General features: G+C 63.0%; 26 protein-coding genes and 2 pseudogenes. 13 read left to right on the forward strand and 15 right to left on the reverse strand.

The window, feature by feature from the left end; genetic code table 11:
- The 5 genes and pseudogenes from B4383_RS26760 to B4383_RS19520 form a co-directional block, all read left to right on the forward strand.
- A pseudogene (locus B4383_RS26760) lies at positions 1–679 on the forward strand (hypothetical protein); the annotation flags it as partial.
- Complete coding sequence (locus B4383_RS19505; RefSeq protein WP_286143735.1) at positions 676–1,593, forward strand: hypothetical protein; 918 nt, start codon at positions 676–678, stop codon at positions 1,591–1,593. The pseudogene B4383_RS26760 and the gene B4383_RS19505, both read left to right, overlap by 4 nt.
- 109 nt (positions 1,594–1,702) lie before the next feature.
- On the forward strand, positions 1,703–2,098 hold the full coding sequence (locus B4383_RS19510; RefSeq protein WP_078292851.1) for a hypothetical protein: 396 nt from the start codon (positions 1,703–1,705) through the stop codon (positions 2,096–2,098).
- A 21-nt stretch (positions 2,099–2,119) separates the two neighbouring features.
- Positions 2,120–2,704: a DUF3558 family protein gene (locus B4383_RS19515; protein ID WP_078292852.1), complete on the forward strand. Its 585-nt coding sequence runs from the start codon at positions 2,120–2,122 to the stop codon at positions 2,702–2,704.
- A gap of 27 nt (positions 2,705–2,731) precedes the next feature.
- Complete coding sequence (locus B4383_RS19520) at positions 2,732–4,015, forward strand: hypothetical protein (RefSeq protein ID WP_078292853.1); 1,284 nt, start codon at positions 2,732–2,734, stop codon at positions 4,013–4,015.
- Here B4383_RS19520 and B4383_RS19525 read toward each other — a convergent pair.
- Genes B4383_RS19525 through B4383_RS19535 form a run of 3 tightly spaced genes read right to left on the reverse strand, consistent with a single transcriptional unit; the run spans position 4,012 to position 7,415 of the window.
- Complete coding sequence (locus tag B4383_RS19525; RefSeq protein WP_078292854.1) at positions 4,012–4,500, reverse strand: VOC family protein; 489 nt, start codon at positions 4,498–4,500, stop codon at positions 4,012–4,014. The genes B4383_RS19520 and B4383_RS19525 overlap by 4 nt on opposite strands.
- Positions 4,501–4,530: 30 nt before the next feature.
- Positions 4,531–5,898, reverse strand: coding sequence for a WS/DGAT domain-containing protein (locus tag B4383_RS19530; protein WP_078292855.1), 1,368 nt, complete (start codon positions 5,896–5,898; stop codon positions 4,531–4,533).
- Positions 5,871–7,415 carry a glycosyltransferase family 39 protein gene (locus B4383_RS19535; RefSeq protein ID WP_078292856.1) on the reverse strand — a complete coding sequence of 515 codons (1,545 nt, stop codon included), beginning with the start codon at positions 7,413–7,415 and terminating at the stop codon, positions 5,871–5,873. Before B4383_RS19535 ends, B4383_RS19530 begins: the two co-directional genes overlap by 28 nt.
- 39 nt (positions 7,416–7,454) lie before the next feature.
- Here B4383_RS19535 and B4383_RS19540 point away from each other — a divergent pair, with 39 nt between their 5' ends.
- On the forward strand, positions 7,455–7,976 hold the full coding sequence (locus tag B4383_RS19540; RefSeq protein WP_078292857.1) for a DoxX family protein: 522 nt from the start codon (positions 7,455–7,457) through the stop codon (positions 7,974–7,976).
- 118 nt (positions 7,977–8,094) lie between these two features.
- Complete coding sequence (locus B4383_RS27215; protein WP_044104255.1) at positions 8,095–8,220, forward strand: hypothetical protein; 126 nt, start codon at positions 8,095–8,097, stop codon at positions 8,218–8,220.
- Positions 8,221–8,389: 169 nt separating this feature from the next.
- Here B4383_RS27215 and B4383_RS19545 read toward each other — a convergent pair whose 3' ends face one another.
- The 4 genes from B4383_RS19545 to B4383_RS19560 all read right to left on the reverse strand — a co-directional run bounded on the left by B4383_RS19545 (position 8,390) and on the right by B4383_RS19560 (position 12,993).
- Positions 8,390–10,171 (reverse strand): ABC-F family ATP-binding cassette domain-containing protein, encoded by a 1,782-nt coding sequence (locus tag B4383_RS19545; RefSeq protein ID WP_078292858.1) that lies wholly within the window; start codon positions 10,169–10,171, stop codon positions 8,390–8,392.
- 7 nt (positions 10,172–10,178) lie between these two features.
- A complete protein-coding gene (locus tag B4383_RS19550; RefSeq protein WP_078292859.1) occupies positions 10,179–11,444 on the reverse strand; it encodes an MFS transporter in 1,266 nt (421 codons plus the stop codon).
- Positions 11,444–12,469, reverse strand: coding sequence for a PLP-dependent cysteine synthase family protein (locus tag B4383_RS19555; protein WP_078292961.1), 1,026 nt, complete (start codon positions 12,467–12,469; stop codon positions 11,444–11,446). The genes B4383_RS19550 and B4383_RS19555 overlap by 1 nt, the downstream gene beginning before the upstream one ends.
- A 167-nt stretch (positions 12,470–12,636) precedes the next feature.
- Positions 12,637–12,993 (reverse strand): hypothetical protein, encoded by a 357-nt coding sequence (locus B4383_RS19560; protein WP_078292962.1) that lies wholly within the window; start codon positions 12,991–12,993, stop codon positions 12,637–12,639.
- 343 nt (positions 12,994–13,336) lie between these two features.
- Between B4383_RS19560 and B4383_RS19565 the strand changes: the two genes are divergently transcribed.
- From B4383_RS19565 to B4383_RS27220, 3 genes are all read left to right on the forward strand, one after another.
- Positions 13,337–14,857 (forward strand): multicopper oxidase family protein, encoded by a 1,521-nt coding sequence (locus tag B4383_RS19565; RefSeq protein WP_078292860.1) that lies wholly within the window; start codon positions 13,337–13,339, stop codon positions 14,855–14,857.
- Between the two features lie 82 nt (positions 14,858–14,939).
- Entirely contained in the window at positions 14,940–15,155 is a 216-nt protein-coding gene (locus B4383_RS27460) for a VOC family protein (protein WP_353615631.1), read from the forward strand.
- A complete protein-coding gene (locus tag B4383_RS27220) occupies positions 15,109–15,357 on the forward strand; it encodes a VOC family protein (RefSeq protein WP_286150681.1) in 249 nt (82 codons plus the stop codon). The genes B4383_RS27460 and B4383_RS27220 overlap by 47 nt, the downstream gene beginning before the upstream one ends.
- Here B4383_RS27220 and B4383_RS27465 read toward each other — a convergent pair.
- Positions 15,294–16,009 (reverse strand): annotated as a pseudogene (locus tag B4383_RS27465) (hypothetical protein). The gene B4383_RS27220 and the pseudogene B4383_RS27465 overlap by 64 nt on opposite strands.
- Before the next feature lie 166 nt (positions 16,010–16,175).
- The gene (locus tag B4383_RS19580; RefSeq protein WP_078292861.1) at positions 16,176–16,574 is read right to left on the reverse strand and encodes a VOC family protein; all 399 of its coding nucleotides are present in this window, start codon (positions 16,572–16,574) and stop codon (positions 16,176–16,178) included.
- 118 nt (positions 16,575–16,692) lie between these two features.
- On the opposite strand from B4383_RS19580, the gene B4383_RS19585 reads away from it, so the two are divergent.
- Positions 16,693–17,073 (forward strand): nuclear transport factor 2 family protein, encoded by a 381-nt coding sequence (locus tag B4383_RS19585; RefSeq protein WP_078292862.1) that lies wholly within the window; start codon positions 16,693–16,695, stop codon positions 17,071–17,073.
- Between the two features lie 16 nt (positions 17,074–17,089).
- On the opposite strand, the gene B4383_RS19590 is transcribed toward B4383_RS19585, so the two are convergent.
- The 3 genes from B4383_RS19590 to B4383_RS19600 all read right to left on the reverse strand — a co-directional run bounded on the left by B4383_RS19590 (position 17,090) and on the right by B4383_RS19600 (position 19,297).
- Positions 17,090–17,443: a DUF1801 domain-containing protein gene (locus B4383_RS19590; RefSeq protein WP_286150683.1), complete on the reverse strand. Its 354-nt coding sequence runs from the start codon at positions 17,441–17,443 to the stop codon at positions 17,090–17,092.
- Positions 17,444–17,755: 312 nt separating this feature from the next.
- The gene (locus B4383_RS19595; protein WP_139360901.1) at positions 17,756–18,685 is read right to left on the reverse strand and encodes a hypothetical protein; all 930 of its coding nucleotides are present in this window, start codon (positions 18,683–18,685) and stop codon (positions 17,756–17,758) included.
- Between the two features lie 192 nt (positions 18,686–18,877).
- On the reverse strand, positions 18,878–19,297 hold the full coding sequence (locus B4383_RS19600) for a hypothetical protein (protein WP_139360902.1): 420 nt from the start codon (positions 19,295–19,297) through the stop codon (positions 18,878–18,880).
- Between the two features lie 17 nt (positions 19,298–19,314).
- On the opposite strand from B4383_RS19600, the gene B4383_RS19605 reads away from it, so the two are divergent.
- A complete protein-coding gene (locus B4383_RS19605; protein WP_078292866.1) occupies positions 19,315–20,076 on the forward strand; it encodes a hypothetical protein in 762 nt (253 codons plus the stop codon).
- Between the two features lie 107 nt (positions 20,077–20,183).
- Here B4383_RS19605 and B4383_RS19610 read toward each other — a convergent pair whose 3' ends face one another.
- Positions 20,184–20,849 (reverse strand): hypothetical protein, encoded by a 666-nt coding sequence (locus B4383_RS19610; protein ID WP_078292867.1) that lies wholly within the window; start codon positions 20,847–20,849, stop codon positions 20,184–20,186.
- 23 nt (positions 20,850–20,872) lie between these two features.
- Positions 20,873–21,946, reverse strand: a complete 1,074-nt coding sequence (ychF, locus tag B4383_RS19615; RefSeq protein ID WP_078292868.1) for a redox-regulated ATPase YchF — start codon at positions 21,944–21,946, stop codon at positions 20,873–20,875.
- 3 nt (positions 21,947–21,949) lie between these two features.
- Between ychF and B4383_RS19620 the strand changes: the two genes are divergently transcribed.
- Positions 21,950–22,336: a DUF488 family protein gene (locus B4383_RS19620; RefSeq protein WP_078292869.1), complete on the forward strand. Its 387-nt coding sequence runs from the start codon at positions 21,950–21,952 to the stop codon at positions 22,334–22,336.
- On the opposite strand, the gene B4383_RS19625 is transcribed toward B4383_RS19620, so the two are convergent.
- Positions 22,326–22,622, reverse strand: coding sequence for a hypothetical protein (locus tag B4383_RS19625; protein WP_078292870.1), 297 nt, complete (start codon positions 22,620–22,622; stop codon positions 22,326–22,328). The two genes, B4383_RS19620 and B4383_RS19625, sit on opposite strands and share 11 nt — an antisense overlap.
- Positions 22,623–22,649 lie beyond the last annotated feature (27 nt).

A 22,649-nucleotide genomic window follows, 5' to 3' on the forward strand; every position in this document is an offset into this window, starting at 1 on the left:
CGCCAAAACATTGGACGGCGCGCTGTATGCCAATTCGATCCAGTCCATGGATCACTACGCCGAGCAAGTTCAACACAACAATGCGGACTCCACCGGCGATCTCACAGATGCGGGCCGGTTCCGCGGACTGGCCGATGCCGGGCTCATTGCAGCCAACGACGCCCAGCAGAATGCGGCCAGTAAATCCGATTTCGACAGAGCCCAAAACCTTTACGAACTAAAGCAATTGGCCTATGGCGAAGCGCAAAAGGTGCTGGCCTTCGGAGCCGGTGCCGCCGGTGGGCCGGCACTCGGCGCAGGTGTCGACATCACCGCCGAGGCCCTGAAGTCCGGCATCATTGGCCCAGCGCCCACAGCGGGTCAAACGTTCGACACCACGGCACCGAATATGTCCATCGCCCAAAGCCAGCAACTCCTCGCCAACTCATTGCTCGCGAACGGCGTCCTTCAGCCCAACCAGATCACCATCCCGGATATTCTTGCCAACGACCAAAGCGCCGGCCCCACCCACCCGCGCTTGAGGACATACGAAGAGATGGTCGCAATCAAAGGCAACGCGTACTCGATCGCCGATTACCAGACGGATATGACCAGGGTCATCCGCATAGTGCCGGGACAAGAAAACAACGCAGGATATTTGGAACGCACCTACAACAACGCAGTTAAGGCCACCAAATGACCCGAGCCCCGATGCACAAATTACCGATATGGGTTCTCACCTTGGTGCTCGTCGTCAGTGGATGCACAACCCCAAGCAGCATCGGCCCTACCGCCACACCGACGAGCACACCGCCCACCAGCACAGCAAAACCAACACCGGTACCGTTCACGGGCCTGACCCAAGACTTGCGGATGCGCTGGAGCGCCGAACCCGGCATCGATTTGGCCACTGGCCCGGCCGTCATAGTGCGCGCCTACCGCGAATCCTTCATACTCGGCGGCCTGATGGCCGATCCTGCCTTCTATTACCCCGGGTTCGAGAATGCCGTACCTCAGAGGAATTACAGCAGGTGGACGCATTCGGTGCGACCACTGGTCCGGGGCGACCACAATCTCACCACCGACGGCTTCGAAGTCACCACTCCCATTGCGGGAACCTGGCGTCAACACATTCTGTCCCTCACCCGAGACGACCTCGGCGCCTACATCGCTCTGGTGTGTTCCTGGGACTACGGCGTCGGCACACTGCAAGAAAACGGGCACTACAGCTACTACCGCCAGCGACGGCTTCTCCCCGAACAACTCGCAAGCGATGATATTGGCAGCTTCGTTTACCGGATCACCTTCACCCCACCGGCCAGCGCAAACCCCGGGCCCACCAACGCACCGCAGATTGGGGCCGCACCCAGCCCTAGCACTGACGTGTTCGGGGGCTGGAAAATCGCTACTGCGTTTCGTACGAATGGCTACAGCACCCCTGCAGAACCCGCGAATCCATGGCCAAAAGAGGTGTTCGAGCGCGACCAACGAACTTGCACTGCCAAAGCTCCCGACCCCTATGACAAGCGGCTCTTCTACGTCAGTGGCGAACACCCGCGCAGCGACTTCCCGACTCTGCCCGCCGATCCAGGCTGGCCTACGAGAGGAACCTGACGACCCAAGTTCCTCCTCATCCGAAAAAGCATGGAACCAAACGCGGTGTTCTAACGTCAGAGCTATATGTAGGACAAACATGTCTGCTTGACCAGCGAGGGGAGCGTCCATGCCCGGAGAATCAGGGCTCGATATGAACGAGCTGCATCTAGCACCCGGAGCCGCGACGAAGGTGTCACAGGAGTTCAGCGGAGCCGTCGACAAGCTGGAGGCGCTCCGCCGAGACGCATTAGCGTTCGAAGTTGAACTCGGCATGGGTGCATGCGCGGAAGGCACGTCTTGGAACAGCGCATTGAACGACTTGGTCACCGGCGCGTCAGACTCAGTCGCCTCAGTCATTGATGCACATATCAAGACGGTGAAGACGTGGGCCGAGTGGGCCAAGGTCGCGCAGAACGAGTACGACAACACCGAGCACCGCAACGCGGAGTCGTTCGAGCAGCTTAGAGGCGACACGATCGATAGCAATGGCCTGGGCGTCTACCCGCCGCCCACCACCAGCTGACGGGTCAGGAAGACTCAACCAATGAAGAAGAAATGGGTCGCTGTCGTCGCCACGTCGACTGCGCTAGTTGCGGGGTGCACACACGACGGAATCCAAGGCACGCCTCCTACCGGTTCCGCCTCAACCTCGTTGACCTCACCTTCATCGTCTGCCAGCGCGTCGCCCTCAACAACAAGTACCGATCGCAACCCGGTAGCAGGAACAACGTTCGACGCGTGCACCGCGATTACCGACGCAGATGTTGCGACGTGGGAAGTAAAACCCGACAAACGTGACGCACACACCACCGCGTTCGGCCAGAACGTTCGAGGCTGCATCTGGGACGGACCGAAATGGGGCATCAAGGTGTACGCGGTAGACACACCGTTGTCTCAACTAGCGCAGCCCAATGACAAGTGGGACCGTCACGAGCCGATCACCGTTGGTACGCGATCTGGATGGCTCGTACACAATGTCAACGGCGCGAGTTGCACGGTGGCCATTCCATCTCAACAAGCCATCGCCGCTGTCCAGGTTGATCTCAATCTCGACTTGACCGAGCAACGATACGACCAATGCCCATTGGCCCTGCAGATCATGAAGCAGATCGAGCCAAAAATACCTTAGAGCCAATAGTTTTCAGGAGGAGAAGACATGGGGAAGAAGCAGATCCAGAAGGAACACTGGGAAGGCCACGACCACCAGTCCATCTACAACGCCGCCCAGGCTTTCCAGACTGGTAGCCCGCAGGCCGCCAAGGAATCGATTAACAGCATCGCCGAGCAGCTCGGCGACATCATGCACACTCTCGGCGGCAAGGTGCAGGGCATGCTGGTCGAGGATTGGCGCGGCCAGGCGGCAAAATCCTTGCAGACCAACATGTCCGAATACTTTCGCGCCTCAGAGACAGGCATCCTCAGTATCCGGCATGTGGCGGACAGGATGCCACCGCTGGGCGAAGCGATGAGTGCCGCCAAGTCGAGTATCGAGCCGCCGATGTCCGATGCCGAGGTCGCACAGAAGAAGAAGTCTGGATCGTCGGATGCCGACATACAACAGCTGAAGAACCAGGAACAGTTCTTCGCGCGCCTACAGATGGTTGGCTTGTTCAGCGAGCCCGTGGTTCGCGAGGGCGACAATGTCACCGATGTCCAGCCACCGAAGGGCAACAACCCCGGCAACATCACGCTTCAGCAGCCCAGCAACGGAACCGAATCCGGCGACAACGGTGGCGGTGGCGGAGGCCAAAACGGCGGTGGTGGCGGCCAAAGCCCCAGCTCCTCAAATAACCTGGCCAACGGCCTCGCCGATAAGAACACCAAGCCCGCCTACAGCGACGGCTCGGGTAACCAGAGCGGACAAGGCCAAGGCGCGGGTGCAGGCAGCGGCGGAGGCTCGGGCGGCGGCAGCCCCCAAAGCGGCTCCGGCGGTTCGGGCAGCGGCCTCGGCAATGCACTCAGCGGTCTGGGCGCCGGCTCCGACCGATCAGGCTCCGGACTGGCACCCGGCACCACCACCTCGGCCGGCTTCAGCTCGCCCTCAGGGTCAGGCTCAGGCACTGGAACCCTCAACGGCCCAGGAGCATTGCGCGGTGGCGCGGGTGTACCCGGACCGGGCAGCGCCGGAACCAACGCCGCCGGCATCGGCGGTGCCGGAGTCCGTGGTGGCGCAATGGGTATGGGTGGCATGGGCATGGCCCCGATGGGCGGCGCCCACGGCCGCGGCGGCAAGGGCGAAGACGACGACGAACACCAGACCCCGGAGTTCCTCATCAACTGGGACAACGGCAACGAGCTGTTCGGCGATCTACCCAAGGCATCCCCCGGCGTCATCGGCGACTGGTCCGAGCACGAACGCGCCGAGAAGCAACGCCGCGAGTCGGAGAAACGCCGCTACAAGTCCATGGGCTGGAACGTCGACTTCGGCGACGACGACTAAGACCCGGACTGCGCTGCGGCCACCGCCTCCTTGGCGACGGCCACATCGAGCTTGCGCATGGTCATCATGGCCTGCATCGCCGCGTTACCGGTCACGGGATCGGAGTGGAAAATCAGGTCGATCAGCTCACGCGAGACCACCTGCCAGGAGACCCCGAAATCGTCCTTGAGCCAACCGCATTGGGACTCTTCTCCCCCGTCAGCCGTGAGCGCCTCCCAGTAGCGGTCGACCTCCTCCTGAGACCCACAATCGATCTGAAACGAGATCGCCTCGTCGAACGTGAACTGGGGTCCACCGTTAAGCGCGGTGTACCGCTGCCCGTCGAGCTCGAATTCGACGGTAAGCACCGTGCCCTCCGGCATGGGAGTGTTCGGCCCGTAGTGCGTGACCTCGAGGATTCGGGAGTTCGGAAACACGGACACGTAGAAGTTGGCGGCCTCTTCGGCGCGGGTGTCGAACCAGAGGCATGGAGTAATCGTCGGCATATCGGTATCGACCCGCGGCGCTGAGAAAACTCATCGCAACTGGCGAGATACCTCGGTGAGCGCATCGGCCAGCAGGCGTTCATAGTGATCGGCATCGGGCATCACCGCCGCACTGGTGTGCACGCTCACCGTCACGGTGTCGCCGATCCCGTGCACCCCATGGGTCAGGCCCATCACCGGCGAGAGCGCCGGGAATCCGGCGGTAAACACCACCCGCCCACCGGCAACGGTCAGATCGGCCGCGCCACGGACGACGCTCGACACCACCGTGTTACCCGCGACGGTGGGCGGCATCAGGTCGGTGTTGAAGGCGTTGACACCCGCCCACATCATCGGCGCGGGCAATGCCGCGCCTCCGGCACGTTGCGCAACCAGCACCGGGTGCACGGCGCGACGGCGCCTGCTGTCGATACCGTCCGTGATCTTCCGGGCCCGAGCGCGTAGATCCGTTTCGCCCCAGCACAGGTCCACGCCAACATTTCGGAAGTTATTGCGCGCCAATGATTCACCAGCAGCTGCGACGGTTACCTCCGCGCCCAGCCGCTCTGGAACCCACTGTCCGTGATCACGCAGATACTGCGGCAACGCGATGCCGATCGCGGTGAGGACCGCGACGGTCACGCTCACGTTGTCGGCGCGAAGCTCATCGCGTGGCCGCACGATCATCCGGATCTCTCGATGCTCATCGGGCCGTGTATTCAGCGAGATCAGAGGGAATCCCTGCGGTTCCGGCTCCAGCTCACCCGCCGCGACAAGCTCCTGCTGCTGACGGTAGGCCAGATAACCATCGCGACTTGCGCTCAGCAGCCGACCCAGCTTCACCGGAAAGCCTGCCAGCCCGCGCAGTGCGGCATACCCGGGTACTTCCGGCAGCGGCCCGACCTCCCCCGCCTCATCGCCGAACAATGCCCGTGCGGCCGCAGTGGCCCGCTGACCATCAGCCAATGCGTGCGATACCTGCAGTACCGCGACAAGGGCCGGACCCGATGCCCGCGGCGCGCCGTATACACCCGGGAAAAGATGCAGATGCCAAGGGCTTTCGCGGGTATCGACGGTGCTCGTGAGCAGTGCGGCGATCGCGGATCGGCACTGCGTCCAGCTGGAATCTGGCAGCGTGTGCACCGTCAGGGGCACCTCGGATTCGTCACGCGGCGCCCAGTACGGGTAGTCGAGGTGTCCGGCGACGTCGACCGCTCGCACCCGCAGATCCGCTATACGCCCTGCGCGCTCGGCGAGCGTCTCTCGCAGGGCGGCGACATCCTGCGTCGGCGAATCGAAGCAGAACAGCAGGAACTGATCGTTCGGGATTCTGGTCGACATCCAGTACATCTGGGCGTCGCGGGGCGCCATCTGTTCGACGAACGAGTCGCCTACTTGTAGGTGCGCCACTGGTCCCATAGCTGTTGCCACGGCGCAATTCTGCCGTAGTAGCGGTAGACGTGTGCCTCGTCCTCGTCGGGTGCGTGCAACAGTTCGATCCGCTGCACCCCCAGGAAGCCTTGAGCAAGTTTGGGATCCGGATCGTCGACGCCGATGTACAACATGTCCGTCATGGATTCCGGCGGTGCCCCGAAGTAGTAGTACCCACGGTGGAAACTGTAGGCACGGGAGTGCCCCTCACGTCCCGCCTCGACGTCATAGGCGGCGGCCATGGGGTAGATCTGCAGCACCAGGGCCGTGCGGTCCCGCACATCCGGCGGCATCGAATCGTAGGTATCCCTGGCCACCTGGCGCAGGCCCTCCGTCGAGTGATCACCTCCGGCGAGCATCGTTGGCCCCATGGCACCGGCCCAGGAAAACCAGCGCACGGCAGCCGATTCGGACACGATGGGCAGCCTGACGATCGCCATGATCACCGATGCGGCCGTCACCAAACCGACGAGTGTGTAGACCACGCCCCGCATCGCGGGCCGAGAAGGACGCCAGCGGGAAAGCCCCACCGCGCCCGCGGCAATCAGCAAGGCGTACAACCCCATGACGTAGTACGCACGTCCATGGGTCGCGAACATCAATGCCCCCACCAACACCGCAGCCGCACCCAGGTACCGATAGGGCCGCAGCAACGACGCCGCCAGCAGCGCCACAATCCCCGCCAGCAGCAGCACCAGTCCGAGGAACGCGGAACCGACGAGCATGCCCCCCAACAGCGCCGCTCCACGTTCGGACTCCGCCGCCACGATCCCGGCCATCCGCAGGTACGGCCACCCGTGGGTGGCCTGCCAGATGAGGGTCGGGACGGTGGCCACGACGGCAACAGCCGCCCCGGTCCACAATTGCCGACGGCGCAGCAGCGTGCGCGGACCGAGGACCGCCGCGCACAACAGCACCGCAAGCCAGAGCGCCGGAACGAGGAACTTGGTCTGCACGCTGATCGCGGTGACGATTCCCGCCCACAGCAGCAGCCGATCGTCGGGCAGCCGTTCCCGCAAGCTGCGGGTCCAGCGCACCAACAGCCAGCACACCACCGACCAGAGCGCCGGATCGATGGCCGGCGTCTGCAACCAATGGGCCAGGATCTGGAACATCGCGGTGGCGTAGGCGATCGCCGACAGAGATTGCGTCAGGCGGCCCCCGCCGAGCTCCGCGGCGATCAGCCCGCACATCAACGTCCCGATCGCCACCGCCGCGGTCGCCGCGAGGCGCAGCACCCACAACGACCCGGGCGCGACGTTGTCGGCCATGCCCGCGATGAACGGCAACAGCGGAGGCTGGTCGAAGTATCCCCAGGACAGGTGGTCGCGCCCAGCGACAACGAAGTAGGCCTCGTCAAAGAAGTACCCGTATCCCCTGCTGGCCCAGCCGAACACGAGGGCCGTCAGCGCGGAAATCGCTGTCAGGTCGGCGCGCGCGACCCGCACGGACGGTATGCCGGGAATGTCGTTGCCGTCGTCGTACCGGGAAGTGACCGCCGCCATAGCGGATTCACCATAGCCCCCATGCCATAGACTTCCGCGGTGCCGAGCACCAGCAAGTACAGCGATCCATTGACCCGCAACGATATTGGACTCTTGGTCCTGCGTGTCGCGGTGGGAGTGACGCTGTGCTGGAACGGGCTGAACATCGTGTTCGCCTCCGGCCAGTTCGTGCAACTCGGCTCGTTACCGATCGACGTGCATCCCGATCTCCCGACACGCGTGCTTGCGGGTACCTACAGCATCGGTGGCGCCATGCTGGTCGCCGGACTGCTCACTCCCTTCGGCGCCTGTGCGGTACTGGGTTCGATGCTCTACGCCGCGGTCCAGACCTATTCAGAGAGAAACGACCTCTTCCCATCCGGCCCCGCGCTGCAGTTCCCCCTTATTCTCGGCGCGGCCGCCCTGGCGGTTCTGCTGCTTGGCCCGGGACGCATTTCTGTGGACGGACGATTTGGCCGCGACGAGTGGCCCGCAGCCGTCTCATCGGTGCTGGTCATAGCGGGATTCGGGGGCGCGATCGCGGCCTGGGTGCTCGTCAAGGGCACGAATCCTTTTTCTTAAGAGTTCAGCAAGGCCGCTCATGGTCTATGACCTGGGCCGATGCGTGTAGCGAAAATTGCCAGACTTTTCCGATTCGTGACTCAATGATTTCTTAATAGTGACCCCTACTGTTCAGTACATGACGAACGAGGAATTCGGTGCCACGGTCATCGAGATCGACTTCGAAGCCATCTACAGCGGCGAGATGCTGGTCGAGGGCGACAACTCGGAGCAGACCGATGAGTGGTTCCCGCTAGCCGTATAACGGCAGGTAGGCGAACCCCAGAGGGGGACGCATCGGCGAGGCGCGTAGCGCATCGCATGCCGGGCCCAGTCCCGGATGATTCTCACCCATCCATCCAGTTGTAGGCGAGGGCAGTCACATGACTGCCCTCGCCTTTTTCATGAACAAGTTGTTAAGACCGAACCGGGAGCTACTCGAGCTCCGCGGCGAGCTCCATCCACTGCACCTCGGCCGCGTCCTTCTCGGCGACGACGGCATTGAGCTCGGCGGTCAGGGTGACTACCCGGTCCGGATCGGTGGCATGTTCGGCGAGCTTCTCGTGCAGCACGGCCTCGCGTTCGTCTAACTTCACAACAGCTCGTTCGAGCCGGCCGAGCTCCTTCTGTGCGTTCCGCAGTGCCGCGCCATCCCGGCCGCGATCCGATATGGCTTTCACAGGAGCGGCAGCCGGTTGGGTATGCCGGCGCAGGTACTCCTCGATGCCTCCGGGCAGGTTGGTCAGCTTGCCATCACCGAATAGTGCCCACGTCGAATCGCAGACCCGCTCGATGAGGTACCGATCGTGGCTGACCACAACCAGGGTGCCCGCCCAGCCGTCCAGCAGATCCTCCACCTGCTGCAGGGTTTCGATGTCCAGGTCGTTGGTGGGCTCGTCGAGAAGAAGCACATTCGGCTCGGCCATCAGCACACGAGTCAGCTGCAGCCGCCGACGCTCACCACCGGAGAGGTCGGCGACCGGTGTGCGTTGCCGCGCCGGACTGAACCCGAGCATCTCGGCGACCTGCGAGGCCGACATTTCCTTGTCGCCCAGCACAATCCGGAGAGCTACCTGCTCGATCGCATCGAGCACCCGAATGTCCCCTGGCAGGTCGTCGAGTTCCTGGCGCAGCCAGCCGATGCTGACCGTCTTACCTTCCTTGCGATGCCCCGCCGCCAGGGGCACCGCGCCCGCGAGCACGCGCAATAGGGTTGTCTTCCCGGATCCGTTGACCCCGACCAGGCCGATGCGCTCGCCAGGGGCCAGGCGCCAGGTCAGATCACGCACCAGCTCCTCACCGGTGGGTGTGGTCACCGTCGCATCCTCAAGCTCGATGACAATTCGCCCCAGACGGCGACGCGCAAATGCGCTGAGCGCCACCGAGTCTCGCGGCGGCGGCACATCCGCAATCAAGGCTTCGGCCGCCTCGATCCGATACCGGGGTTTGGAGGTGCGCGCGGGTGGGCCGCGCCGCAACCAGGCCAGCTCCTTGCGTGCGAGATTGCGGCGACGTGCCTCCGCGGCGTCGGCCTGCCGCCCCCGTTCGGCACGCGCGAACGTCCAGTCCGCGTATCCGCCTTCGTACGATTCGACACTGCCGTCGACGACCTCCCAGGTGCGGGTGGCGACGGTGTCCAGGAACCACCGATCGTGCGTCACGACCACCAGCGCGGTGCGCCGCGCGAGGAGGTGCTCGGCCAGCCACTGCACGCCTTCGACGTCCAGGTGGTTCGTCGGCTCGTCAAGAATCAACAGATCAAGATCGCGAACGAGTGCGGCAGCGAGCCCGACCCGGCGCCGCTGGCCGCCGGAGAGCTGGTCCACCCGTCTGTCGAGGCCGAGGGCCGCCACTCCAAGCCCGTCGAGAATCGAACGGATCCGTGCATCCCCGGCCCATTCGTGCTCGTCGACGCCAAGCGGCGCGATCACGACATCGAACACAGTGTCGCCGACAAGGTCCTCACGCTGGGTGACGACGGCTTGGCGCAGGTCTCCGGTGCGACTCACTCTGCCCTGATCCGCTGGCTCGACACCTGCGAGTACCTCCAGCAGCGTGGTCTTGCCTCCGCCGTTGAGGCCCACCACTCCGATGCGGTCTCCGGCTTGCACCCCGAGACTCACGTTCGAGAGCAACGGCTTGACGCCGTAGGACTTCGAGACGTTCTCGAGATTGACGAGGTTGATGGCTTTCGCAGGGGAGGTCATGGCCTCCACAAACTACTCAGGCACGGGCAGCCTGCGCCACTTCGCTACCCCGGTCGAGGAGCCCCGCCCGTCGCAACGCGAACAATGCCGCCGCACACACCAGTCCAATGCCGGTGAGCGATACCCACAACAGGGCGGGCTTACCGTGCTGCTGGGTATAGCCGAATATCGAACCGGTCAGGAGATTCCCCGCCAGAATGCCGACACCGACGATCGTGTTGTACAGCCCGTAGTGAGTGGCAACCAGCCGGTTACCCGCCAACCTGACCACGGTGTCCATCTCGAAGGGGAAGGTCGCGATGGTGCCCACGGCCAGCAGAGCCGCCGTCAACAGCACGGCAGTGATCGCAGCGAGTTGCCCTGCCGACGCCGCTGTGGGTAGCAGCATCAGCGGCACAAAGGCCGCCGCGATGACCAGCATCCCGAGCACCAGGCTGCGGCTGGGGCCGAATCGAGCGGACAACCAGCCGGTGAGCCGCACCTGCCCGGCGATGGCCACCAGCCCGGACACCACGAAGATGCTTGTCACTAAAACCGTTTCGGATTTCTTGTCGCTGGTCAGCAGTGCCGCCTGAAACGGCAACGCCAGGTACACCTGGAACGTCAGCACGTACGAGCCGATCATGGCGCCGGAGAACAACAGGAAGGCCTTGTTGGACACCACCGAGCGCCAGTCGGCGAGCACGGGCTGCCGATCCACATCCTGCTTGAGGCGGTTCGGCGGCAGAGCCATCAATTGGATCACCGTCAGGGCCGCGAAAACCGCTGCGGCAACGGCACAGGTGATCCTGAAATCCCACGCCGTCAATGCCAGACCGACGATCGGCCCAAAGAGGATTCCCGCCTGGTAGAAGACGTTGAAGACCGCGAACGCCTCCACCCGACGCTCCCCCGAATCCGCCGCCAGGTAGGCACGCACCGCGGGATTGAAGAGGGCACCTGCGAAACCCGTTGCCGCCGAGGCGATCAATATCGCCGGCAGCGAGCCGACGAAGGCCAGCATCAGAAATCCGGCAGTGCGCAGCAGACATCCGGCCACAATCAGTGGCTTGTATCCGAATCTGTCGGCCAGGGTGCCACCGACCAGAAACATGCCTTGTTGGGAGAAGTTCCGGACGCCCAGCACCAGACCCACCATCCACGCCGCCAAACCCAATGGCCCGGCAAGGTATCCGGCGAGGTACGGCATCAGCATGTAGAAGCCCACGTTGATGGTGAATTGGTTCACCATCAGGATCTGGCTGGGGCGATCGAAAGACCGGAACTGCCGGAAGGTCTCCATCACGCGGGGCGTCCTATCGGGTCGATCACATGGGTCAGCCTGGTCCAGCGGTCTACCACCCGATCCGACGGATCGTCGATCACATCGGGATCCTGCGCCGGTGGGCGATCCAATAGATCGTGGTCGCGGCAGTAATCGTCATCGTAAATCGTGCCGTGGTAGCGCATCGGGCCGTCGGGGAAGATAGCGGCGACGCGCGATTCGGGCGCCGATGTCCGCGCTACCCACCCCGCGACCAACGCCACCGCCCCGACACTCCATCCACCGCTGGCATGGTAGGTGGAGGCCAGGGTGCGGGCCGCCCAGACGGCCTCATTCGGTGCGACCCAATGGGCTTCGTCGAATGCGGGGTAATCGACATTGCCTGGGTAGATGCTCGATCCGAGGCCGCGCATCAGCCGCGAGCTGGCCGGCTGCCCGAAGATCGTGGAGCCAATGGTATCGACACCCACTAATCGCAGGTTCGGATTGTGTTCCCGCAGAACACGCCCCACACCTGAGGAGTGCCCGCCGGTTCCCACCGAGCAGACCAGGGTGTCGACGGTTCCCAGCTGGTCGATCAGTTCCTCCGCGAGCCCGCGGTAGGCGTGAACATTGTCGGGGTTCTGATACTGGTCGGGGCACCAAGAATCCAATTCGGCGGCAAGTATCTCGGCGACGCGATCCTTGCGTGCCTGCTGCCAGCCCCCGATCGGATGCGGCTCGGTCACGGTGACCACCCGCGCACCGTAGGCCGTCAGCATGCTGCTCACAATGGGCTCCAAGCCGGGATCGGTGACGAGGGTGACCGGGTGCCGATAAATGATTCCGGCCAGGGCCAGTCCCAGGCCCAGTGTTCCGCTGGTCGATTCGACGATCATGGCGCCGGGCTTGAGATCCCCGCGCGCCCTGGCCTGTTCGATCATGTGCAGCGCGGGCCGGTCCTTCATGCCGTTGGGGTTATGTCCTTCGAGCTTGGCCCAGAAGCCGGTGCCCGGCGTCGCGAACGGCTCCGATACCCACAGCACCGGGGTGTTGCCCACCAGCGTGTTGGGGTCGTGGAACTTGGGCCCCAAGTGAGTGCAGCTACGACGAGATGACAGAGCAATGCTGTTGTTCATTGAGAATCCCTGCGTGGGGGCCGCACGGCGCGGCCGGGAAGCTGATGACGGCGTGTGGGCATGGCGAAACTCCGCTTTGCCCGAGGCGCCGATCAGCGACGAATGACGCAGAGATTGATGAGAATGTCGCGGCCCGTTCGAGCCCCGCGATAGCCGGCGGTCAGCGGTGGACCGCGTGCGAGGTGGGCGGCTATGGGCTGGAACACCAGAGTGGTGAGGACCAACGCCGCCAGCACGAAGAGAACCCGCAAAGGGTTGTGACCGCGAGTCAGAGCAACCAGCCCGTCCACGGTCTGGCATGCCATCTGATGCACCGCGTTATCGAGGTGCGCATGTGTAGCTGCCGGACCGTGCCCGCTGAGTGCAGCGTGCGTTGCCTGATGATGTGGCGCCTCGGCGCCACCGTGACCGGCGGAGGCGCAATGCACGATCGGCAGGCTCGCGACCATGGCAACCAGGACCGCAACCAGCCACAGCCGCCCACGGCCACGGGTGCGGCGCGCTCCGGTCAGCATGTAGCGAGGCTAGCACGATTTTACATACCCTCACGGGGTATGTGACCTGATCGCTACCTACCTGTGCTCAGCAGTCCACGTTGACCTGCATGACCCGAGGCGTGCAATCCATTGCCGTCGCGACCGGCGGCCAAATCTCAGCACGTCAGTGCCCACGCAAGAACAGCCGACACGATGGGGCTTCGCCGCACCGGTTGCAGTTCGCCATCGGATGACAACACGTCGTGACAGCAGCATTCGATTGTCTATTTATACCCCCGAGGGGTATAAATAGACAATGACAACGAGCAATTCACCACTGCTTGACCGCCGCGGACTCCTCCGTCTGGGTATGACAGTTGCCGCGGCAGGATTTCTCGCGTCCTGCACCAAGAACTCGCCCGCGACCGCCATAACGCAACGTATTAACCCTGATTCGGCCCGGGTCGGCGCAGTGGAAGCCGCCCGGCGGAGCCAGGGGGCTCCGGTCAGACAGTTCGCCCTGAATGCCGGACCCGCCCAGATTGACCTTGCCGGAACCCGAGTATCAACATGGGCATACGGAGGACGGGTACCCGGTCAGGAGATCCGCGTTCGCAAGGGCGAAATCCTCCGCGTGCAAACAGTCAACAACCTCCCCGCGCCCACCACCGTCCATTGGCATGGCCTGGCGCTCCGCAATGACATGGACGGCGTACCCGGCCTCACCCAGCCGGAGATCCCGCCGACGGGGGTGTTCGACTACGAGTTCGCGGTGCCGCACGCGGGGACCTATTGGTTCCACCCTCACGTCGGAACGCAAATCGATCGCGGGCTCTACGCGCCGCTGATCATCGAAGATCCCGATGAGCGTGCCGACTACGACGATGAACTGGTCGTCGTCCTCGATGACTGGATCGACGGCACCGGCAACGATCCCGACCGGGTGCTCGAAGGGCTACGCGCGAAGGGCATGCCTCCCATGGATCACTCCATGGGAGGCATGGGGATGGACCCGACCGCGCCGCTGGGTATGGACGCCGGCGATGTGAAGTACCCCCACTATTTGATCAATGGACGAGTGGCCGCAGATCCGTTCGCCGCTACCTATCGCGCCGGCCAACGCGTGCGGCTGCGCATCGTCAACGCCGGCGGCGATACGGCATTCCGGGTCAGCATTCCCGGCGTGCCGATGACGGTCACGCACACCGACGGCTTCCCGGTGCAGCCCTACCAGGCCGACACTATCCTGGTCACCATGGGCGAGCGGGTCGACGCCATCGTCACCATCCCGGGTTCGTCGGTGCCGCTGGTGGCCGTGCCCGAGGGGAAAAATGGTTTCGCACAATTGATTCTGCGTTCGGGCGATACTCCGGTGCGCGGCCGCGCCGACGACGCTGCAACGCTGATGAAGTCCCAGGTGCCGCTGGATACCGCGACGCTCAGCGCTATCCCCGAGATCCAGCTCGAGCGCCGTGACCCAGATGTCACCCATGACGTGCGCTTGGCCGGGCCGGTCGGTAAGTACACGTGGACCATCAATGGCAAGACCTATGACCCGCGCGATGGACTGCCGGTGCGTGAGGGGCAACGCGTACGTCTGCGTTTCATCAACGACTCGATGATGTTCCACCCCATGCATCTACACGGACACACATTCTCGGTCCGAGACGCGAAGGGGTCCTTCCGCGCCCGCAAGGACACGGTTCTCGTGGCCCCTATGAAGACCGTCGAGGTGGACTTCGACGCCGACAATCCCGGGCAGTGGCTTACCCACTGCCACAACATCTATCACGGCGAAGCCGGAATGATGGCGGTCGTGTCCTACGTGCAGGACTAGCGTGCGCAGAAGATTCCTCGACACATAAGGGAATTGCCCGGCTATATGCGACAACTCCGGTTGATCAGTCAACAATGACGGGGTGACGAATCGCTGGCTGGGGCTCACCATCGACTGCGCGGACCCGGCACGGCTCTCGTCGTTCTGGGGCACGCTGCTCGACCTCGCACCCTCCGCCGAGCACGGTGACGATCCTGGGTGGGCGACGCTAGGCACGCGCCGGCCATCAACCACGGCTTACCTTTCAGCGCGTGCCGGAGGCGAAGACCTCGAAGGTGCGGCTTCATCTCGATGTTGAAGTCGATGACATCGAAGTTGCACATGCTCAAGTCGAACACCTCGGCGGAACTTGGTCAGGCGAGCGCCATGACTACGACGAGGGCGTGGTGCTCGTCATGCTTGATCCCGAAGGAAATGAGTTCTGCCTCGTCCAGTCCTACGACCGAGACGTCCAGCTAGCTGCGAAGTATCGCCTTTCTCCGCGTGATTCGTTCGCGTGAAGGTGACCGTGGAACCGTTGATCGCCAGCCGCACCTGCCAACACCTGCCATGCCGCCCGCCCGGTTGCGGTCCCTTGAAACTCGATGCTGCCCAGGGCACCCGCATCGGCTTCACTAAGAGCCTGAAGTATCTGGCCGTCGCTCAGCTTTCCGCGTTGGGCATCCCGCGCCCAATCAGCTGCAGTCATGCATGTTGATCCTTCACCCATCACAATCATCGCGACACGCTCAGCACGCCCGGCCAATCCCGCCCCAGTTCGGCGCACGCCGCCGACGACGCATCGAAATCGATCGCTTGGAAGGCGACATCGGCCACGATCATCCCCTCACCACCGATCCTGGATTGAATCATGAGCCAGTACCCAAGAGTCAGGGATAGCGGTAAGGGCTGAGGGTCCTCGCTGTCGATACCCCACCCGTAGTGCCAGCGGATGCCGCTCGACCAGAGGCTTCCGTATGCGCAGGCCGGATCGAAACTCCTGGTCGTGTCGTCACCGCCGACGATCACAACCAAGTGGGGTGCATTCTCCGCAATGACATTCCCCCAACCGGCGATCGGAATGTTCAGTCGGCGAACCGATTCCAGGCAGGCGTCACGCAACGGCCGCCACCCTCCATCAGCCTCGCCGGCTATGTCGGGTATCAACATCATCGGGTGTGGGCATATCGCAGCCGAAATCAGTGCCATCGGAAAGCTTCACACCGATCCACGGGCGGCCCACGCGTCGATGGTAAAGGTCAAAGAGACAACAGAACTCACCAAGCGATGTTATGCCGCAACTTATAGACGTTGCATCAGTACCAACGTCGACGGCAGGTCATACCCCGAACTTGGCGCGCGCCTCGGCCGTGATCGGAGTGAACAGATTGACGAGATTCCCGTCGGGGTCCCGGAACAGCAAGGCGCGATTCCCCCACGGCATGGTTGTCGGCTCGGTGACCACCTCGGCGAGCTGCTCGCGAAGCCGGGCGTATTCGGCGTCCACGTCATCCACGATGAACTCGAGAATGGCTGTGCGATTGGCCGCCGGCTCAGCAGATCCTTGCCCGAACAGCGGAACGGTTTTCTCGCTGCCGATCGCCAGCGTGCCGACCGGAGTCGGAATCTCCGCGAAGAGTTCGTTCCCCCAGACGGCCACTGCCTCGGTAACCGTCTCGTAGAACGTGACCAACCGATCGACGTCGGCGGTGATGATTCGCGTCGAAACGAATCTCATGGGTAGACCTCCTGAAGATGCCGCCGATGATCGGCGGATTGCGCGGTGAGCCAGATGTTAGGTGCGCGCCCCGACAAGCCCGGGAGACTGGAAGCATCTGATCGAGAGAAAGACCGCCATGAGTGACATGGATCTGCGAGGCGCGCTCGAAGCACACTGGGCCGCCTCCGACGTGAACGACATCGATACAGAACATCGTCTTTACCGACGCGATGCGGTTCTCGAGTACCCGCAGTCCGGTGAGCAAATCCGGGGCCGCGCCAACATTCAAGCCTCGCGCGAAGCGCAACCGGACAAGAAACGGTTTACCGTGCGACGAATCACCGGTGGTGGCGATCTATGGGTCAGCGAGCTCGTCACGACATACGACGCGAAACCTTTTCATGTGGTGAGCACCATGGAGTTCGACGACGGCGAGGTGGTCCGCGAAACGCAGTACTTCGGCGAGCCCTTCGAAGCCGGACCATCCCGCGCTCAGTGGGTCGAACCCATCGGGTGAATTCGATCGCGATCGGCTAGGCGATCGCGGCGCGGACGATCTCGGCGACACGCCGCTCGGTGACGTCGTCCAGTCCCTCGAAGTACCAGGCCGCAGGAATCAATAGTCCGTCCTCGCCCCCGGCGGGCCTGAGCGTGGCCTTTTCGGTCACCCCAAGGCTCATCAGGTCATCGTTGCGGAAGAAAACGAGGACAGGACTGCTCGCGGACTTGGCATAGCCCGGCATGCCGTACCAAATACGCGGCTTGAGTTCGGGTGCGGCAGCAACAATCACGTCGTGCATGCGCCGCATGACGCTGCGCGCAGACTCATTCATCCCCGCGATCTTGTCGAGGACCTGCTGGAGGTTCTTGTCGTCCTTCGTAGCCACTGTGATGTCCTTTCGTCAGCCTATATCGGTACACCGGCTCAATGGAATTGGCGCGCCAGAAGGCGCAGCACCCCATTCGGACATGTCCTGATCAGTCAGGCCTCTCCGCAATGATTCAGGTGATCGTTCACCTGGAAGCGCGAATGTGACAGGCGTTGCCACCACGGCACACACGTTAACACTCAGGTCAGACGTTAGCCGAGGCCTAGCGCCGGCCGTGTCGATCGGCAGCGTGCACAGCCCACGGTCGCGCCGCATCGGCGGGTAGCCCAAGGCCACGACTGACAGAAACTAAGGGCAGTGCGGCGCCACTTAACTCTGGGCGGCGCCTTCGGCGACTCTGGACATACGTTTCCCCCCGACGCTGCGATAGGTCGTGGCGTCCAATGGACTATCTACCGGAGCGACGCGGGCCCCGATCCGCTTACCACCCTCGGTGATCGCCCAATGAAACTTGTCCGCGCCAAGCTCCGCAATGCCGTGTGAGAAGTTCGTGCCGACGAGCTGGCCGTGCTCAAGCTCCATCTCAATCCACGACAACTCGAACCTCCCTGTGATCTTGAACTGGGTGATTTTGCGGAGTGTTGTCGGCAAGGACGCCTCGCTCGTTGGTGTCGAGGTATCGGTCTCGTCCCCTATAACGTAGATCGGCCCTCCGTTTATTACGATCGGTCCAGGTTGAGTGAGGCTGAAGACATCGCTATTCGCGTTCTCGAGATCTCGCATGTTCACCCCGCCAGGGTCGATTTTTTCACGCACCCAGTGCTCAACGAGCGCGTCGAGGCCACATAATTGCGCCGAGTCGGCTCCGTGGACCGTGAATTTTGCGGCAGCGTCGACCGGAATCGTCATAGTGGCGACCTTGCCGATGGGCGGGTCGATGTGGAGAGTGATCGTCTCGGCGGTGACGGCGAGCACCCCCGTTCGGAGGCTCGAGAGCTTAGAGATGACATCCCCGACAAGGCCATCTGTGACACCACCGGGCGTGATCGCCTCGATTCCGTGGTAGCGCGCCAGAGCCAACGCACCTTTGGTGAAGCCACTGGACGAAACCAGCACCAGCTTGGAGGTGGACAGGTGCTCGTGTTTCCCTCGCATACGCTCGACCCACTCGACAGACTTGCGGCGAGACTTTGAGGCGCTGGCCTCAATTCCTATGTAGAGCGGAACACCGTCAACTTCCGCCTCCACGCGAATATCGATCTCTCGCTTGCCAACACCCGGCACGGTGCTGCGCACCATTGCCGAAGGAGCCGCGCGATCCTCGCCGAGGATCTGGACTAGCAACGTGATCAGCTCTTGGAAGTCATTCGTCCGTCCAGGCATAAACGCAACTTAACCCCCGACCCTGCGGAGAGGTCATGACACGGCAGGCCAGCAGACGCCGCCCCCGTCATGATTCTGCCGCTGACACCGGAGGCCCATCGTGTCAACTCACTGAGTGGCGAGCGCCCTGATGTCTTCCGGCAGGAACGCCCACACACCGGACGTGCCGGTTGGCTTCGCTTCGATGCGGCCTTCCCGCACAGCGTCCATGAACGCCGCTGGGCCAAGACCTGACTGTTCCTGGGCGTCGTCGGCGGCGACCATGCCGCCCGGCACCACGTCCCGGCGGGCGACCGCCCGCCGCTTCACCCTGGCCACGTGCGGTTGGTTCATATCGCTGACCAGACCGCCGATCTCTTTCTGGGACAGACCGGCACGTATCGCGTTGACGATCAGACCGTCACGAATCACCAGAGCGATGTAGTCGTAGGTCCGGGTGTTCTGATACTCGCGCTCAGCCTCGGCCAGAGCGGTGCGGATTACTTCTTGGCGCGCGTACGCGTCCTGCTTACCGCTGCTTCCGTTCACCTGGGAAACTTGCACGAATGCAGCACCGAGTGACCTTCGTCGGCCAAGTACTGCCGCAGTCGGGGGGCTGGTTCTTCGATGCGCCAATGTGGTCGAAGGTGGACGACGAAACGATCCAAGTCGTTGTCCAGGAGTCCGTATTCCAAGTTCGCATAGACACCGAGGGTCCGGAGTACGTCGACAATGAATGGATCGAGCGGACGTGGCTTCGATGCCTTGTCGTCCTCCGAGCAAGCCTCGACACTCTGGGTTTCCATCGGGGGGCCTCGCTTGAGATCGAGCGGCTGACCGCCTCTTTGGACGACAAAGGGGCGATCTTCTTCCAGCCCTCACAGCCACGCTTCGTAGTCGGAGACGGTCTGCGTGTTGAGTCCGAAGTCACGACTCCGTTCTTCACAGAGGCACTTCGCAACCCCCCCTTCCGCCATGCACTGGCAGACGTGAGGCAGGCGCAACGCCTGGACGATGATGCCGCCTTCCACTGCTATCGCGCGATAGAAAGCCTGCGTCAGACATTCGTTCTGCCAAAAGATTCAGAGAAGACGGACAAGGCGAAGTCATGGGATCGGCTTCGTTCTGCACTGGGCGTCACCAAGGAGCAGGTTGGCGAAATCGCAGTAGCGGCGCAGGCCCGCAGACATGGGGGTGGCGATGCCACGGAGATTGCAAAGAGGCTTGAGTACGTGCAGCTGACGCGGAAGATGATCCTGCGGTACGTGGACCAGCTGCCACCGCTACCGACTCAGCAGGACGTCACCCCCAGCTTTGAGGCAGAGTAGAGCGATAACGCATTTGCATGCGACGACGCCTACCCCTTGCTGGTCACACGTTGAAACGGAACTCCACCACGTTGCGATCTCACCCGAACCCAGCGGGCTGACTTTGGTCATGCCCGCTTCGCAAGCCAAGACGAGACCTGCGACTTGAATGGCTCCAAGCGCTGATAGGCGTTGCGCGCGAACGAGACCTGCCAATCAAAATCGGTCTGTTGGATCTCTGCGTGGATGTGAATGTAGTTCCGGGCGGTGTAAAAGCCTTTGACCTCTCGCCCGAGGGACTCGTCGAGAATTCCAAGTTCCACAGCCGCCGCAACCTTGCTATCGAACCGAATTTTTGACTCTTGCGCGCGGCGCGTCGCCAGTACTGCCCCGACTATGTCGTTGGCGTCCTCAGCATCGAGGCGACGAATGCGGTCCATAATGTGGCCCGGTAACAGACGTTCGACCAGCGCACGGTACTCATTGAGGCGCTGAACTATTGGTTCGTCGGCTGCTTCAACAAACAGAAGGTGATGGACGGATGCCTCGTAGATCGAGGCATACTGCTGAACCTGCAACTGCACCTGCGCCTGTCTCGCCCACTGCTCGTCAATCCTCAGCCCTTCCCAGAGCTTGTATAGGCATCTCGCAGCGTAGAACTCTTGTCCGAGTCGACCACGGAGATCGGAATCGCCAATAAAATCGAAGTAGCTGACGTGCCAGGCAAGGTCGCCCGGCAAGTCGGCGAGTGCATAGTTCACAACTACTGAGCGGGTGGATTCGGGGAGGGGCATAGCGCTAATTCTTCGGCTGCAGATCACACATTGAAACGGAACTCCACCACGTCGCCATCGACCATGACGTACTCCTTGCCTTCCATCCGGACCTTCCCGGCGGCCTTCGCCGCGGCCATCGAACCGGCCTCGACGAGATCCTCGTAGGACACCACCTCGGCCTTGATGAAGCCCTTCTCGAAGTCGGTGTGGATGACGCCGGCAGCCTTCGGCGCGGTGTCGCCCTGGTGAATCGTCCACGCCCGCGCCTCTTTTGGCCCGGCGGTCAGGTAGGTCTGCAGCTTCAGCGTGTGGAAACCCGCATGCGCCAATGCATCCAGGCCCCGTTCGGTCTGCCCGATCGACTCCAAGAGCTCAGCGGCGGACTCCTCGTCCAGTTCCTGGAGCTCGGACTCGATCTTCGCATCCAGGAACACCGCATCGGCCGGGGCCACCAGCTGCCTCAGCTGGGCAACACGGGCCTCATCGCCAAGCACCGACTCGTCGGCGTTGAACACGTAGAGGAATGGCTTGGTGGTCATCAGGTTCAGCTCGCGCACCACCGACCAGTCCTGCCCGGTGGAGAACAGCGTCTTGCCACTGTCGAGCACCTCCTGCGCGGCCTTGGCGGCATCGGCAAGCGGCTGACGTTCCTTCTTGGTCTTAGCTTCCTTCTCCAGCCGCGGCACCGCCTTCTCCAGCGTCTGCATGTCGGCGAGAATCAGCTCGGTCTCGATCACCTCGATATCGGCGGCCGGATCGACCCGGCCATCGACGTGGACGACATCGTCATCGGCGAACACCCGTACCACCTGACAGATGGCGTCGCATTCGCGGATGTTGGCCAGGAACTTGTTCCCCAGCCCTGCCCCTTGCGAGGCACCCTTGACGATTCCGGCGATGTCCACGAACGTGACGGTCGCAGGCAGCGTCCGGACCGAGCCGAACACCTCCGCCAGCTTGTCCAGGCGCGGGTCCGGCAGCGGCACCACACCCTCGTTCGGTTCGATCGTCGCAAACGGGTAGTTGGCCGCCAGCACGTTATTGCGCGTTAGCGCGTTGAACAGCGTCGACTTTCCGACGTTCGGCAGACCAACGATTCCCAAGTTCAGGCTCACGAGATGGTGAGTCTACGGACCCCGGCAGATAAGAATGCTCAGGTGACCTTTTCCACCAAGCGGATCTATGAGACGCCCGACCCGTCGGACGGTTATCGCGTGCTGGTCGACCGGCTGTGGCCGCGCGGCGTGAGCAAGGCTGCCGCGCAGGTCGACCTCTGGTTCAAGGACATCGCACCGGGCCCCGACCTGCGGGTCCGCTGGCACCACGCCCTTGCTGAGGAGTGGGGCACCTACGCCGACGAGTACCGCGCCGAGCTGGACACCAACCCGGCGGTGGACACCGCCCACGAGCTTGAACGCGAATACGGCACGGTCACGCTGCTCTACGCCGCCAAGGACCCGGAGCACAATCACGCGATCGTGCTGCGGGATTTCCTCAGCACTTGATGTCGACGTTCACCACGCGGTGTTGTAGCAGAATGCCACCCCAGGCGACGCCAGGGGTATTGACTACCGTCCCCGGATTGAGGAATCGGCCGGGGCGAACGGCAGTTGCCGTGCAATCGCTCATCGGCCCGCTACCGACGCGGTTGACAACGACGATGTTGCCGCGTGCCTCCAAATCGGCGATCACGTCGGCGGCGCTCTCCCCATCGGGACCGGCCTGCGCCGTCGGCGCGGTGAGAAGTGCCGCTGCTACCGCCAGCGTGGATACCGCGAAACGAGAAATCATGGATGCTCCTGTGTAGAACCGCGATAT

Origin of the sequence: Mycobacterium sp. D16R24 (genome assembly GCF_002013385.1) — a bacterium.
GTDB lineage: Bacteria > Actinomycetota > Actinomycetes > Mycobacteriales > Mycobacteriaceae > Mycobacterium.